This window comes from Paraflavitalea speifideaquila (genome assembly GCF_032395985.1).
Taxonomy (GTDB): Bacteria; Bacteroidota; Bacteroidia; order Chitinophagales; family Chitinophagaceae; genus Paraflavitalea; species Paraflavitalea speifideaquila.
On the sequence record NZ_CP135920.1, the window covers coordinates 5,148,648 to 5,163,527 of the forward strand.

Sequence of the window (14,880 nt, forward strand, 5' to 3'; positions counted from 1 at the left end):
GCCGGTCAAAGAGGGCTTTGTTTCTGTTTATTTTGTCGTATTTTTATAGTACAAACTGTACAGGATGCGTTTACTCCTCTGCCTGGTTTTCTGTGTCGCCGGCTTTTCCTTAAAAGCGCAAACCAATTATCCCAATGGAATGATGGGTTTGCACCCGGCCCAGTTTAATCAATACCCTATTATACCGGATAGCAGCAATGCCAAAAAGAAATGGTCGCTCAGTAAGTATGGTGGCATTTCGACGGGTTTCAGCTTTTTCAATGGCGGACAGGCTACTTTTTTATCGGCCCCTATTGGCATTCAGTTGAACCGCCGGCTCAATAATAACCTGTACGCTTTTACCGGTCTTTCTATAGCGCCTTCCTACCTTAACTTTAACAATGGCTTCAGCCATCCACCGGGGTTCAATAAAAACTATCCCGGAGGTAATGTATATGGGTTGAATCAATTTGCCATTCCTGCCAGGGTGGAAATGGGATTAATGTATGTAAATGACCAGCGCACATTCTCCCTATCGGGTAGTGTGGGCGTAAGCCGGTATGGGTACCAATATGGCTATCCCGCTCACCGGTACAACAATTTCCCCATGCAGCAACCAGTGATGCCTTACAGGCATTAGTATCCTTTAATATCCCCTTTGGAATTTATTACGCGCCTTCAATATAAAAACCATCCTGTAGCGGCCAATGTAGATCCTTTGCTAGAAGTATTGGACAGTATTAAACCATTGAGCAAAAGGCTAAGAAAGTACATTGCTCAACAAATGCTGCCCTGCAGCATCCAAAAAGGGAAGTTATTATTAAGGCCCGGAGAGATCTGTTCGCACATTTTCTTTGTAAGATCGGGTGTATTACGGGGATTTGTGAAAAACGGGGCCACGGACAGTACTACCTGGATCACGATGGAAAACCAGTTTGTAGCGGCCATCAGCAGTTTTGTATTCCAGGCAAAAACGATTGAATATGTGCAGGCCATTGAGGATTGTGAACTATTGGCACTTTCTCATGCTGATCTGGAATACATCTATGAAAAATTTCCTTCGTTTAATGAGGTTGCCCGCAAGATCTATGAACAATATTATGCGGATGCCGAAAACAGGGCCTTGCTGACGCGGTTAAAAAATGCGGCCCTTAAATACAATCACTTCTTACATACGCATGCCAATCTATCGAATAGAATACCTCAAAAATACATTGCATCCTATTTAGGTATTGCGAGTGAAACACTTAGCCGGTTGCGCAGTAAAAATGCGGCTGCCTCCAGGACAAAACGTAAAAAAACACCTACCAGCTAAAATACCTATTGACAATTGTCAAGAAATGGATCGTTCGCCGATGTACAGGCTATGGCCTTGTTATTCACGCAAGCGCCCTGCCCATGCAGGTTTCCCGCCACTGGTTTTCTTCCGGTTGTAGCTGCATGCGAAACAGCCGTGTTCTTACGGTTCTTTCTATACGCCAAATATGATTGCTTTGCACCATGTACGCAATACCCAAAACCCTCCAAACTGTTATCCTTTTTCTGATTGTCTTTTGTGCTTCTTCTTCAGCAGGGGCCCAATGTACTTATTTCATCAAGCTGTCTTCGGGTAAGAGTACACCACAAGGATATGTATTAGGTATCAGGTTCGATGGTACTTTGTGGGCCTGGGGTTCTAATGCTTCCAATAAGCTGGGCGATGGTGGTGGCGCAGATCTGCTGGTGCCTACACAAATAGGTACGGACAACGATTGGCTGGACGTATCTGCGGGCGGTGTTCATAGTCTGGCTGTGAAAACCAATGGCACGCTATGGGCCTGGGGAGCTAATGGCTTTGGCGCGTTGGGCGATGGCACCAATACGGATAAAGCAACACCTACGCAAATAGGTACAGATACTGATTGGAAAACTGTTTCTGCCGGTTACAGGCACTCGCTGGCATTAAAAAATAATGGTACGATGTGGACCTGGGGTAACAATACTTATTGCCAACTGGGCCAGGGAAGCGACTGCACTCATAAAAACATCCCCGTGCAGGTGGGTACGGGTACCGACTGGATGATGATATCAGCCGGTAGTGATTACAGCCTCGCGGTACAAAGCAACGGCAATTCCTGGGGATGGGGCAGGAACAATCGTGGACAGTGCGGCACCGGCAATTCCGGAGATCATAATGTGCCTACGGCTATACCCACTGGCAACTTCGTTTATATCAGTGCAGGCAACCTGCATAGTATGGCCATCGCGCCTGATGGTACGGCCTGGGGCTGGGGTGATAACTTTGTAAGTCAATTGGGCAACAATCAGCAGGGCGGCCTTGAAAGAAGCCCTATACAGATCGGCGTACAAACTGATTGGGTAGGGCTTTTGCCTGGTGAGGGTTTCACGATCGGTATACGGAATAATGGCACGGCCTGGTCGTGGGGAGGAGGTGATACATATGCCTGGGGAACCGGATCGCCTATCTCCAGAATACCCAAGCAGATCGGCACTGATGTGAATTGGGAGTCGGCGATTGCCGGTTGGAATTTCGGCGGGGCGATGAAAAGGATCGCTCGCTGTGGACCTGGGGCCGTAATACCAATGGTAACCTGGGCGATGGTACGACTACTGATGTACTGCTGCCGAAGCAAATCATTGCGGCGCCTGCCGGCATTACGCTCGCGGCTGTGCATACGAGTATAACGAAAATACAAACACGCGTTACGGATTATATCACTGATTGTTCCAACCTTATAGCCCGTATTCAACAGTATGGAACCAATTTGGGCTTTAGCGGACCTATAACGGCCAATGTGTGGCTGGCATCGCAACAACCTGCCCGGTATGTGAAACGTTTTTTCCAGATCGATCCTTCCATCAGTAGCGGTACGGGAGCGAAAAGAATCACCTTGTATTTTACGCAACAGGAGTTTACTGATTTCAATGCCGTGAACACGGTAAAATTGCCCATTGATGCAGCAGACGCGGCCAACAATAAAGCGAACTTACTGATCGAAAAATCCTGGGCACCAGTGCTGATGGTTCAGGCATGCCGGGTTCCTATTCAGGAGCTAGTATTAACACCAATCCCAATGATGCGGATATTGTTTGGAATGGGCTGTACAACCGTTGGGAGCTGAGCTTTAATTCTATCGGTGCGGGTGGCTATTTTATCAAGACGCAAACTGAAAGCATTGTACCCAAGACATTGGACAAAGTGGGCCTTACCAGTGCTACTCCAGCGGCTGTTGCTTATTCGCTGCGGTTATTGAGCAGTGCCTATGCAGGCGCGGCTATTACTGTTCGCCGTAGCAGTGACAATGCCACGCAGAATATCGGTTTTACCCCGGACGGGCACCTGGATACTGCTTCGTTAAAAGCCTTTGTTGGTTCTGGTAATGGTTATGTAGCGCGGTGGTATGATCAGAGTGGTAACAATTTTCCTGCCGAACAGGGCAATAATGCCCTGCAGCCGGTGATCGTAAATAGTGGTGTGGTAGAAAGGATCAACCGTCTTCCGGCCGTATACTTTAACGCAACGCATCTCCTGACCAGGAAAGAATATATGTTCACGCAGGGGGCCTCGCTGGTGGGGGTTGCCAAAGGCAACAACAACACGCCTTCTGCCTTCGTGACCAAAACAGGAACAGCTGCGGGCAGTAATCCTGCGCATCCGGGGCCATTTGATTATACGAATGCCGGCGCGGAATTTACGGTGGGTGATGCCAATACGGCTACCTATAATAGTATTCATGCAGGCAACAGCACTCCCCGATCGACGGTGAATGACCAGGCAGGTGAATCGGTGTACAGTTTTGTGATCCCTTCTATGGGCACTTATTATAACTACGTAAATGGAGTACAGGCAGGAAACCAACCTGTACCAGCTTTTGCGGATGGCGGCAATAGCCTGATGCTGGGCAACCGGAATGATGGAAGCAGTGCTGCTAACTTCCATACTCCAGAAATAATCCTGTTCAACCTGGCATTGACCACGGCCGACCGGCAGCAGGTGGAAAGTGCTCAATCGCTCTTTACCTTTCTGCTGCCTTACCCGTACGGTGGTTATCGGTAAAGGGGCAGGTATTGGATAATGGATCCGCGCGTATCAACTGGCAAGTGGAAGAACAACAGGTCAGGAATTACCAGGTAGAAAAAGTACAGATGGCGTAAGGTATGTAGTGGTTGGTGAACTTGTTTCCCAGGGTGATGGTCAACACGCTTATTCCTTTACATATAACCAATTGCTTTCGGCCACTGCCTACTTCCGGATCAGGCAAATTGACCTGGACGGACGGGCTACACACTCTTCCGTCATCCGGTTAATTGCAAGCGGTCAGGGCAGGATCAGCCTCTATCCCAATCCTGCGCAGGATGTGGTAACGGTAACTGTAGGTAATCAACTGCTTCATACTGTGGCGCTGCTATATGACCTGCATGGTAAACAATTGCAGTCGGTGATCATTACGGGCACGGCTTTCACGATCCGTCTTAAGGACTATCCGGCTGGTATTTATTTGTTGAAGACAAGTGATGGGCAGGTAGTAAGGATTGTAAAAGCTTAAGGCGGACGTATTGGATCAACTCTTTCGTTTTTTTTGCCTTCAATACACTTTCGTTCTTTGGCTTGATGCATCTTTTTCTGTTCTTTTGCCAGAGGTGCCTGCCGGCACAGTTCTTCTGTTCTTTGCCTTGACGCAAAAGAACCAAAGTCAAGCCAGGCCCGATCGCTCCGCGCGGCCTGGCGAGCCAGCTCCTCCACAGGTGTTGCTTTGGTTATTTGCTTTAGGCGACCTGTAGGTTTGAATGACTAGCAGGTTCTTTGTTCATTTGTCTTGATGCATTTTTTTGTTCTTTTGCATTGAATACTCTTTCGTTCTTTTGGCTTGATGCATCTTTTTCTGTTCTTTTGCCAGAGGTGCCTGCCGGCACAGTTCTTCTGTTCTTTGCCTTGATGCAAAAGAACCAAAAAGTCAAGCCAGGCCCGATCGCTCCGCGCGGCCTGGCGGGCTCACTCCTCCCCAGGTGTCGCTTTGATTATTTACTTTGAGGGTCTTCAGGTTTTAATAAAGTCCTTTGATCAGGCAGTCTTTCTATTGCTTTGTACTGCTGAACCGCTGAGGCTTTACGGAAGGCGCCTTCGGCAATGCCGGGTGAGACAGCAGTTGAGCGAAGTAAGACCACCCGATCAAAGAACTTTGTGAAGCGGTTGCCCGCGGTGCAACCTATCTACATCCATTGTTGCTTTGGGTGGGAGGCGCCAGCTTCCCTGCCACTTTGTGCAAAAATGGGCTGTTTTTGTGTTTAGTGCTATTAGTATACTCTATCTATAGGGAAGGTATACTGAAGCTATACTGAAGGGATACTGATTATTGATTACTCAGAGCTTTGTAAATTCTTTACTGTTGTCTTCTGTGCTTTGCTTCTGGTCCTTATGCTTATTCTTTCTTTTCTTTTTCAGTAACACTGCAGGGCAAACGTACGACACTGGCCAGGCCATTTCCAAATGTGTTTTTGTCGTTTCGGCTATTTTATGTCGAAAGCGCTATAAATCGACGTAATTGACGTCGATTTATAGCCGAAACGACATAAACCGGCAATGGGGTATTGGAAACGGGTATCTGACTGTCGTATGTTTGTAATCGAAGAATGAATCGCAGATAGAATCGCTGATTAATGGATTAAAGTGACTTCGCGGATTATGAACTTTTGCTTCGCTGGATGTCTTTTGAGGGGTTTGGCGGAGTATACATAAAGAAGCTGATCGACTGTGTGGACGGGGCCCCTAAGCACGGTTGATGTACGAGGAGTGTTGTGCAACACTTGGGAATACCAGCTTGGAGCGACGAGCTACGAGCTGTGAGCCTTAGGAGTCAGCAGTCAGGTTTTAGGTATCAGCTATTAGCTTTTGCTTTTAGCGGCCAGGTTGGGCTATTAGCGGTTGGGTTTTAGCAGTTGGCCTTAAGGTTTCGCTATTAGCAGTTTGTTGATGGCTACCGGCTGAGGGCTATTGCCACTGGTTTTCATTTTGCTGCTGTGATCTGTTAAAAGCTTTGGTGAGCCAGCCACCAGGGCTCGACGGCACAAGTACGCCTGGCACAGTTACCGGGCTGCAAACTTGCGCCAGGGACTAAGAGGTGACACCTTTTCGTTTTCGTGGTAAGGGAAAGGTGTCACCTCTTTCCTGATGAAGGTGAGCCGCTCTACAATGCTGCATTTGCCAGTCTGCAGAGCGACCCACCTTTCGCCAGGGGCAAACAAATAAAATTTGGATGACAGTTCCTTGCGCCAGGAACAGCAGAATGGAAGGCAGGTTTTGGCCGGAACAAGGGCCTTGGCTTGAACTGTTAGGAGCTAACGGTTATATAGCCTGTTTTTGAACATGTCAATGTTTGATAAGTATATACAGCAATGCATGCCATCACCTGTATTGACCTGGTGTTACTATGCAATGGCCCCGTTCGTGAGAGCGGGGCCATTTTTACATATTGACTCGTACTAAAAAAACTATACATGCTTGTTGAAGGGTTGTAAGGATTGTACCAATGGCTTTGTACTTTCTAAACATAATGGAGTCTTAGCCATATACTTATTGCATCCATCAAATGGATTTTCTACCGGGTCAAAACATTCTCCTGGTAGCCTTCATCAGTTTAACACCTGATTTCGGGGAATATGAGGGGTGCAGTGTAATGGCTTTGTCACTGAGCCTACAACTGCCTACAACTAAAAAGGATCGCCGAAGCGATCTTTTTCAGTTTCGAGGCCCCGCTCATAAGTGATTGGGGATTTAGCAGGGTAAATATTTGTTTACTGCAACAAGGCAGATAGGTGCTCTTTTATAGGGCATCAGGCTTCCGCTATCATCCAATGTTCTTCTTCCAGTACCTCTTTTACTGCTACGATCAACGCCTTTACATCTTCCGGGAAAATTTGCCCGATATTACCAATGCGGAAGGCATCTGCTTTTCCCAGTTTACCGGGATAAATAACGAAGCCACGTTCGTTCAGTTTTTTGTAAAAAGTATCAAAATTGAAGTTTGATCATCCGGGTACAAAAACGAGGTAATGATATGTCCCTGAATTTCCGGGCGCAGGTATTGTCTGAAACCGAGCTCTTTCATGCCAGCATCCAATACCTGCTTGTTGGCCTTATACCGACCTTCCCTGGCTTTTATACCGCCTTCTTCTTCCAGTTCACGCAGGGCCTGTCGAAAAGCCATGATGCTAAGTGTAGGGGGTAAAGCGGAACTGGCCACTGGCCTCCAGTCCTGCCCATTGTTCGTACAGGTCAAGGCTTAAACTCCTTGCCTGTGCTTTTGCTTTTTCCAGTTCTGTTTTTTGCATAGGGCAAAAGCAAAACCGGGAACGCCTTCAATACACTTATTAGACGAGGAAACAAGGAAATCGATCTGCATTTCTTTCATATTCATTTCCACCCCACCAAAACTGCTCATGGCATCCACTATGAAAACCTTATTGTACTTTTTGCAGACTGCGCCTATTTCCCTGATTGGATTAAAAGTCCGGTAGTGGTTTCGCTGTGAATACAGGCCACCTGTGTAATCTCAGGGTGTGCCTGCAGAAATGCTGCAGTTGCTTCAGGGGATACCATCTCATCTTCCGCAAAGCGAACCACCTGGTGATTCAATTGGTGGATGGAAGCCATCTTTGCCATACGTTCGCCGTAGGCGCCATTGGCAAGTACCAATAAGACGTCTTTCTTTCCTACCACACTGCTAACAACGCTTTCTACTCCAAAGGTGCCGGAGCCCTGCATGATCACGCACTCGTAACCTTCCTGTTTTGATAAGTGTGCCAGTTGCAACAGGCCGTTCCGTATATCCTTTACTGCATTGACAAAGGCGTAATCCCGTGATCCCATATCCTGCATCATGGCCTCTTTTACTGACCTTGAAGTAGTAAGCGGCCCCGGCGTGAATAGTAATTGAGCTGGTTTCATTTGTATAATTTTATGTTGATTGTAGTTTTTCCAATGTTCCGGTTATTGGGCCTTTTATACCAGCCTTACGGTTGAAGAAAATAGCAGACAATACCAGGAAGAATAAACAGGTTGCCGTGAGTACATAACTAAAACGCATCATGACCTTCGCCCAGGGCTGGTCTTTCATAAATAATTCTTTATACAGCAATAAGGCAACACTGCCCAGGTAACCAATGGCGTCGCAGATGTAAATAAAGAAACCTGCATTTGCCTTGATCTTGAATAAAGCGATCAGCCGTTCAAACAGGGCAACCTGTATGGGTATATAGGCAAAAAACAAGCCCATTCCTACTAATAATACCCACCAGAAAGGAGTCAGTAAGTTTAACTGGAACAGCAAAGTACTGGCGCCGCTTACTACGAGGCCCAAGGCAATCAGCCACAGTGTAGCCCAGAAACCTTTGATATTACTTCTTATGAGGGACAGACAACCTATGGCCGCTAACACGATCAGTCCTGTAATCAGTTCTGTTTTTGAAAAAATAGTTTTATCCCAGGTTCCCCTATTTCTTTCCAAATTTCCACGGAGAAATTGTCGCGAAAATCCCGCATGGTCACCAGTAATGAATACAGCACAACAAAACAAACAATGCCAACCCCAAACTCCTTCAATACATGTCTTTTATCGCTTTTTGTCATGGGTACCCGTTCTGCTCTTAATAATATATCGGTCTGTGACGGTTTAGGTATTACCGACAGCATCCAGACAAACAATAAAAACACCGGAAGAAACAGCCCCCACCAATGCGGGCATCCAGAATTCTGAAACGGCGGGAAACCAGTCGTGTATTTCGAAATAGGCCGTTTTCAATATTCCGGAAGAAATGATCAGGCTAATGCTAAGCCCTATTGCCAATACTTCTGTAAACCGCCGCCCTTCGAGGTAACTAAACACAATACCCCATACCATACCTAATGGCAGGCCATTGAGGAATAAAAAAGAATATTACAGGGTTGGGCAACAAGACCGAAAAACAACAATGAAAGCTCTGCAAAAAGTATAAGGCCAATGATCAGTTTTTGCGTTGGGCAGGTTTTAGCTCAGATATGATCTTAATGCCGATGAATTTGGAGACCATATAACCCAATACCTGGGGAGATAATAAGAATGCTCTTATAATGAAGATCCCACAAAATGAGGCCACTGTAGGTGCCGGCAGTAAATGGTTTCCGAAAAGCATACATGCAGAAATAAGTTCCAAATGCTGCCAGCATGCACCAGGCAATGAAGAATAGTTTTGATTGGCTAAGCAGCCTTTGTAGTTGGTTCATTACCTATTTGGGAGCAATGCCAGATTGCGTTAATATGAACAATTAGTGACCCTTCAACACGGACTTCACCGCTTCGCCAACAGGATGGCCCGGCGTAAACTGAAAGCCCAGTAAGTTGGCAATGGTTTGTGCAAACTGGTCCTGGTAAATTTGACCAGGTGTTATCACTTCACCCAATGGTTTTGAATCAGGGCCCATTACCAGTAAGTAGGTTTCGTTAGCGTGTGGGGTGCTGGCGCCATGACTGGTCCATTTGCTATCTTCTCCCCTGCCATGATCGGCACAAATGATGAGGGTGGTCTGGTCTTTATAAAATGGATCTTTTGCAGGTACTCCCACAGGTCTCTGATCATGAGGTCGGTTTTGTAAGCTGCATCCAGGTACTTATTGTATGCGCCGTCATGGGCAAAGCAATCCAGGTCGCCAAAATCAATATAGAACAAACGAGGATGTTGTGCTTCCAGGTAGGCTTTTGACAGGCGATAAGTGCTTACATCCAATCGTTCGCCCTGCCCCCAGGTATCGGGCATCATGTGCTGAAATGCATTGGCTTCTTTTGCTGAGGGGTAAGTTTAGGGCCTTTTACATCTTCGCCCCAGATATTCACGGTGATACCATTGCGGTTGCGATTGAGTATCCAGGCCACCACATCCCAGGACGCAAACGCAGCTGTTTTGCCTTCAAATCCTTTTTGTCTGTTAATAAACTCCATTACATTCTCATTAGGATTATCCATCTTGTCATTCGAGTTTATCGCGGGATCGAAATACCCTGTCCACGTTTCACTGCGGCCAGGATAGGAGAACCAGTAGGTGTTTTTCAGATCTACGTTATTGCCTAAAGTGCGGTTTCCGTATAGCTGTCCATTTTTTGCGATTTGGCTCCAGGTAAAAGGCATTAATTTTTCCCTGCGCTCCTGAACAGTAGCCGCCCAGTATTTCTGAAAGGTCCAGGCTGAATCTTTTGTGTACCTTTTGTTGAATAACAAGGCCGAGTCGGCGCCGAGAAAAATCTCCCGCCACCGGTAACCGTCCAGGGAGATCAGGATAACGTTTTTAGTTTTTCTCTGCTGCGTAAATCCTTTCACTACACCAAGCAGCAGCAGTAGAAAGAAAACAGATTTAATTTTCATTGCCCGTAATTTTCTTCTTTATTGAGTTTATACAAATGATCTTGTTTCGCTGCTACCAGGGCATCGAGAAGGTTTTTACCACCGTGAAGCATTTCATGGCCTCGATCACGCCTTCCTTTATTCCCAATCCAGAGTCCTTTATGCCGCCGAATGGCGAACTCTCAATCCGGTAACCCGGTACTTCATTGATATTTACGGTACCCACCTTTAGTTCTCTGATAAAACGAAGGGCATATTCCATATTATTGGTAACAATACCGCTCGACAGGCCATAAGCCGTAGCATTGCTTAGAGCGATAGCGTCATCGATATCTCTGAATGTGAGGATTGGCGCCAGTGGGCCGAAGGATTCATGCACGACCATATCGGCATAAGGTGGCACATCAACAATGACGGTGGGTTCCATTAAGGCGCCTTTCCTGTTTCCGCCCAACAGGACTTTTGCGCCCTGTGCTACTGATTTCCGGACTACTTCTTCCAAATAAAGGGCGGCGGTTTCATCAATCACGGTGCCTACCATGGTTGACGGGTCGGCCGGATTGCCACAGGTATATTCTCTTGCTTTGACAACAAACTTTTCTATGAATGCCTCCTTAATGGTTTCCTGCACCAGGATCCTTTTCACAGCCGTACAACGTTGCCCGCTGTTGCGGAACGCCCCTTCTGCCGCCAGGAAAACAGCCTTATCGAGATCGGCGTCTTCCATGATGATAATAGGATCATTGCCTCCCAATTCGAGGATTACTTTTTTGTATCCTGCTTTTGCCGCAATGTGTTTACCCACAGCCACACTTCCTGTAAAAGAAACAATGTCTACCCGTGGATCATTTACCAGGGGCTCTGCTATTTCAGTGGTAGGGCCAAGCAATACGCTCAGCATATAATGTGGCAATCCAGCTTCGTACAACAGCTCTACCAGCTTAATAGCCGTGAGTGGTGTTTTCTCGGATGGCTTTAAAATTACCGGGGTTCCTACGGCGATAGCCGGCGCAATCTTATGGGCCACCTGGTTAAGGGGATGGTTAAAAGGGGTGATGCAGACCGCCAGTGACAGGGGCTCCCTGGTGGTGAATATTTTCCTGGCTTTGCCACTGGGCGATATATCGCAGGAAAATATCTGACCATCGTCTTTTAAAGATTCGATGGCGGCAAACATCAATACATCATGGGCACGGTCGGTTTCGTACCGGGCTTCCCGGATGGCTAATCCTGACTCTGCGCTGATAACCTGGGCAAATTCCTCTTTTCGTTCTACCAGCAATTGCCTGGCTTTTTCCAGGATGCTGTAGCGGTCGTATCTCGATAATTTCTTGCCGCCTTTTAATGCTGCCTCAATAGCTTGCTGTGTATGGGTGGCATTGGCCAGTTTGACTGTACCTACCAGCCGTTTATCGTAAGGGCTACGAATTTCTACCACCTTATCTGAATCAATGGATTTTCCAGCTATATAGCAGGAAAGATCAATGACAGCTGTTCCGTTCGTCTCACTTAGCATTTCTGCTGCTGACACTATTGTATTGCTCATTTTAATTAAAGGCTTTTAGGATTTGAAAATGGCTTTTGAGTTAGGAAGCAAACCGGCAATGGCCTTTGCCCATTCTCCTCTTTATAGCTCAATTCGTTCCATTGACGGTAAAATCAAAAATGTCAAAGTTTCTAGGATCGCCTGATGCTTTCATTTTGTAGGCTGTATTCAACTGGTGAGAGATCACCATGGGTACCATTTCCTCATATCGGCCACCATGTGAACGAAGTGTGCCATCCAATGCAGACAGGTCATGGTACTTCGGGCGTCGTCCTACTACCACGTCTCTTCCTGACAGGACAACCAAATCGCCAATCCGATCTTCCGGCTGTTCGAGCACATGGACGGCGGTAGCCCTATCGTACACTTCGGTAATGCCGGGTTGTACTGCCAGCCAGTTCTTTATTTCATCAATTTTGCTTTTATCGGCTAGGTGCACTACTACATAAGAGCCCAGGGCGCCGTGGTGTTTTACGTAAGGATCGGTTATTGGACAAATGACGCGGAACTCATTTTCGCCGAACTTTTCTTCCAGCATATCTTCTACAAACAAGACATTGGGTGAGCCGTCTGCCTTTACTTTTGCATTCATGCCATGGTCTGCCGTGGCACCAACAATAGCGCCCAAGGCTATCAACTTTCCAATCTCTTTGTCCATGGCTTCATAAAAAGCCAATGATTCTTCAGCTTCGGGGAGTAAGTATGCTGCATATAATCGGTGAGGGATAGGTAGAGGAAATCGGCCAGTCCCTTTTCAATAAAAGCCACGCCTGCACGCAATACAAACAGGCTGGCATCGGCGCTATAGATAGCCGGTGTTTTGTGGCCCACGCATTCTTCTACATTGTCTATGCCATGGGTTTCCTTCTTTGCCTGGTTGGCTTTTTCGGCAGAAATAGCGATGCCTTTCATTTTGAAGGAAAGGATATCTCTCAGCTTTTCTTTAGCTGTCACAACAGCTACCTTTCTTCCTGCATTGGCTGCAGCAGCCAATAAGGTTTCGGCACGCAGGTATTCGGCTGAATTCATCATCACCTCCTGATCTTTGGCAGCATCATAAAGAAGTTGCCGCTGATGCCATGGACGGACGGGGGCACACCGGTAACGATGGAAGAATTATTGACATTGGTAAAGGAAGGCAAAGCGCCGCGCACCATACCGCGGTACCCATTTCTTGTCATTTGTTTCAGGTTGGGCATTCTGTCGAATGACATGGTCGTATCTATATACTCATCAGCCGATCCATCGATACAAATAACTACAATTGGTTTGCCTGCCGGTTGGTATTTTATTCCGTTTGCTTCAAATGCCTGTGTTGAGATTGTCATTAGATTAGATTAAATTTATTCGCTTAAATATTTTCAAGTGGTGCCTCCTCCGGAGGATACTGCGTTCTGCATGTTGGGGCCTGAGGTTTTAAAAGAGCCGTGAGAACACGGCCCTTTGTTTATGCTTGCCTATGAGAAAAAGCTATTTTAATAACCACATCAGGTCATTCCTGGTATCGGATCCTCCGAACTGGCTTTGAACAGCGGCTTTTACATTGACCCCATTATTGGTGTACTCTGATTGCGGATAAGACCAGCGAACAGGTATTTTTCCACCATTTTCATTAGCCGGACCAATGTCAAATGTGGGCACTCCTGTACGGCGTTGATTGAAGAATGCCTGCCATCCTGAGTTTTGAAAAAGCCGGCATATTTCTGGGTAAGGATTTGTTTCAGGCCGTCTGCATTATTTCCTTTGTAGGCCACTTCAGGTTGTGTCCAATAGGCTGCTGTTTGTGTTACGCCATAAAATGCCGTTGATGTTTCAATGCCTTTTTATAATTATCGGCTGCATCTCCGCTTGTCCAGCCCTTGTTGATGCCTTCGGCAATATTAAAATAGGTTTCGCTGGCGCCTAATTGAATACAGGGAATGCCATTTGCATCCTTCAGCCAATAATCCCTGTTTATCGTGGCATATTTACCCAGGTTGGTTTGGGTTTGAATATCGCTTTGATATCTCCCGTCTTAGCTCCTTTGTACCGGGCAAATGGATTGAGTGGGTCATCGGCAATGCCGGTAGCTGGTGAAGCAATTTTGAATATCCTGGCATCTTTTAACGAGGTAAGGATATTGACCCAGGTGGCACCTAATATATTCCTATTGACGTAGAATTTTGAATCATCCGGCCAGATCGGGAAATTGTTGCTAAGGTGGCTGCTGTTGTAGGTCATAGTCATATTATCCCCGTTGCCTGTCATTACAGGATATTTAGCAGGGTTACTTACAATGGCATTGAACTTATCCTTAATTTTTAAGTCGGTATCTGCTTCCTTTTTGCTGAGGCTGATCAGTATCCGCAGGGTTAGTGCGTTCACCGCTTTTCTCCATTTGGTGACATCACCATTGAAAAACACATCTCCCTGCACAGCAGTAGATGGATTTTCGCTGATAATAGCTCCTAATTCGGTATTGGCCTCTTCCAGCCATTGGAGGCATTGTTTGAACACCTCCTTCTGACTATCGTATTTTGATAATAAGTGCCTTTGGCTGCTTTCATGGCATCGCTCAAAGGAACATCGCCCATTTGTCCGGACATCCGGCTGTATAACCAGGCTCGCATGAATTTGGCGATGGTCTTATAGCTTTTGGTGACTGCATTGCTACCGAGCTTGTCTGCCTCTATTTCCAAACGGTCCACATTGCGCAGGGTACCATAATACAGGTCACCCGATCCCCAGGTATAGGCCTGGTTGCCATAATAATCAAAGTTCAGGACAATGGATTGGGCCATCCGGTGCGGATAGGAGTAATTAGTCCAGGAATTATCATACAAATCATATTCAATACCGGTAAGGATCAATTTTGGAGATCCCTGATCGGAAGCATTCGGGTTCTGCTGTAGTTCTTCAATTTTCTTACATCCTGTTGACAGCAGCGAAATGATTCCGGCTGCCAGTATGCATTTTTTATATACAGATTTCATCGTTGCTGTTTTT

At 46.5% G+C, this 14,880-nt stretch carries 18 protein-coding genes and 2 pseudogenes; 6 read left to right on the top strand and 14 right to left on the bottom strand.

The genetic code is table 11. The annotated features are described in order from the left end of the window. Window positions 1–64 precede the first annotated feature (64 nt). The 6 genes from RS881_RS35510 to RS881_RS35535 all read left to right on the top strand — a co-directional run bounded on the left by RS881_RS35510 (window position 65) and on the right by RS881_RS35535 (window position 4,526). Window positions 65–619, top strand: coding sequence for a hypothetical protein (locus RS881_RS35510; RefSeq protein ID WP_315815089.1), 555 nt, complete (start codon window positions 65–67; stop codon window positions 617–619). 18 nt (window positions 620–637) lie between these two features. Further along, window positions 638–1,294 carry a Crp/Fnr family transcriptional regulator gene (locus RS881_RS35515; RefSeq protein WP_315815090.1) on the top strand — a complete coding sequence of 219 codons (657 nt, stop codon included), beginning with the start codon at window positions 638–640 and terminating at the stop codon, window positions 1,292–1,294. A gap of 185 nt (window positions 1,295–1,479) precedes the next feature. Further along, a complete protein-coding gene (locus RS881_RS35520; RefSeq protein WP_315815091.1) occupies window positions 1,480–2,664 on the top strand; it encodes an RCC1 domain-containing protein in 1,185 nt (394 codons plus the stop codon). Beyond that, window positions 2,571–3,101 (top strand): hypothetical protein, encoded by a 531-nt coding sequence (locus RS881_RS35525; RefSeq protein WP_350340279.1) that lies wholly within the window; start codon window positions 2,571–2,573, stop codon window positions 3,099–3,101. Before RS881_RS35520 ends, RS881_RS35525 begins: the two co-directional genes overlap by 94 nt. Then, window positions 3,011–4,036, top strand: a complete 1,026-nt coding sequence (locus RS881_RS35530; RefSeq protein ID WP_315815093.1) for an arabinofuranosidase catalytic domain-containing protein — start codon at window positions 3,011–3,013, stop codon at window positions 4,034–4,036. Before RS881_RS35525 ends, RS881_RS35530 begins: the two co-directional genes overlap by 91 nt. Window positions 4,037–4,142: 106 nt before the next feature. Next, window positions 4,143–4,526, top strand: coding sequence for a T9SS type A sorting domain-containing protein (locus tag RS881_RS35535; RefSeq protein ID WP_315815094.1), 384 nt, complete (start codon window positions 4,143–4,145; stop codon window positions 4,524–4,526). Window positions 4,527–6,968: 2,442 nt separating this feature from the next. On the opposite strand, the gene RS881_RS35540 is transcribed toward RS881_RS35535, so the two are convergent. The 14 genes and pseudogenes from RS881_RS35540 to RS881_RS60365 form a co-directional block, all read right to left on the bottom strand. Continuing rightward, on the bottom strand, window positions 6,969–7,184 hold the full coding sequence (locus tag RS881_RS35540) for a hypothetical protein (RefSeq protein ID WP_315815095.1): 216 nt from the start codon (window positions 7,182–7,184) through the stop codon (window positions 6,969–6,971). Window positions 7,185–7,259: 75 nt separating this feature from the next. Further along, window positions 7,260–7,427 (bottom strand): aminotransferase class V-fold PLP-dependent enzyme, encoded by a 168-nt coding sequence (locus RS881_RS60355; protein ID WP_350339981.1) that lies wholly within the window; start codon window positions 7,425–7,427, stop codon window positions 7,260–7,262. A gap of 35 nt (window positions 7,428–7,462) precedes the next feature. After that, window positions 7,463–7,924, bottom strand: a complete 462-nt coding sequence (locus RS881_RS35545; protein WP_315815096.1) for a hypothetical protein — start codon at window positions 7,922–7,924, stop codon at window positions 7,463–7,465. A gap of 10 nt (window positions 7,925–7,934) precedes the next feature. Further along, window positions 7,935–8,876, bottom strand: a pseudogene (locus tag RS881_RS35550) (DUF5690 family protein). Between the two features lie 103 nt (window positions 8,877–8,979). Then, window positions 8,980–9,147 carry a DUF5690 family protein gene (locus RS881_RS60360; protein WP_350339982.1) on the bottom strand — a complete coding sequence of 56 codons (168 nt, stop codon included), beginning with the start codon at window positions 9,145–9,147 and terminating at the stop codon, window positions 8,980–8,982. A gap of 133 nt (window positions 9,148–9,280) precedes the next feature. Next, on the bottom strand, window positions 9,281–9,436 hold the full coding sequence (locus tag RS881_RS35560; RefSeq protein ID WP_315815099.1) for a hypothetical protein: 156 nt from the start codon (window positions 9,434–9,436) through the stop codon (window positions 9,281–9,283). After that, window positions 9,436–9,771 (bottom strand): hypothetical protein, encoded by a 336-nt coding sequence (locus RS881_RS35565; RefSeq protein WP_315815100.1) that lies wholly within the window; start codon window positions 9,769–9,771, stop codon window positions 9,436–9,438. The genes RS881_RS35560 and RS881_RS35565 overlap by 1 nt, the downstream gene beginning before the upstream one ends. Further along, window positions 9,768–10,370, bottom strand: coding sequence for a hypothetical protein (locus RS881_RS35570; RefSeq protein ID WP_315815101.1), 603 nt, complete (start codon window positions 10,368–10,370; stop codon window positions 9,768–9,770). Before RS881_RS35570 ends, RS881_RS35565 begins: the two co-directional genes overlap by 4 nt. Before the next feature lie 52 nt (window positions 10,371–10,422). After that, on the bottom strand, window positions 10,423–11,895 hold the full coding sequence (gene phnY, locus RS881_RS35575) for a phosphonoacetaldehyde dehydrogenase (protein WP_315815102.1): 1,473 nt from the start codon (window positions 11,893–11,895) through the stop codon (window positions 10,423–10,425). Between the two features lie 88 nt (window positions 11,896–11,983). Beyond that, on the bottom strand, window positions 11,984–12,571 hold the full coding sequence (locus RS881_RS35580) for an alkaline phosphatase family protein (protein ID WP_315815103.1): 588 nt from the start codon (window positions 12,569–12,571) through the stop codon (window positions 11,984–11,986). Continuing rightward, entirely contained in the window at window positions 12,529–12,930 is a 402-nt protein-coding gene (locus RS881_RS35585) for an alkaline phosphatase family protein (RefSeq protein ID WP_315815104.1), read from the bottom strand. Before RS881_RS35585 ends, RS881_RS35580 begins: the two co-directional genes overlap by 43 nt. After that, window positions 12,927–13,223 carry an alkaline phosphatase family protein gene (locus tag RS881_RS35590; protein WP_315815105.1) on the bottom strand — a complete coding sequence of 99 codons (297 nt, stop codon included), beginning with the start codon at window positions 13,221–13,223 and terminating at the stop codon, window positions 12,927–12,929. The genes RS881_RS35585 and RS881_RS35590 overlap by 4 nt, the downstream gene beginning before the upstream one ends. 142 nt (window positions 13,224–13,365) lie before the next feature. Beyond that, the gene (locus RS881_RS35595; RefSeq protein ID WP_315815106.1) at window positions 13,366–13,536 is read right to left on the bottom strand and encodes a hypothetical protein; all 171 of its coding nucleotides are present in this window, start codon (window positions 13,534–13,536) and stop codon (window positions 13,366–13,368) included. 312 nt (window positions 13,537–13,848) lie between these two features. After that, window positions 13,849–14,867: pseudogene (locus RS881_RS60365) on the bottom strand (SusD/RagB family nutrient-binding outer membrane lipoprotein). Window positions 14,868–14,880 lie beyond the last annotated feature (13 nt).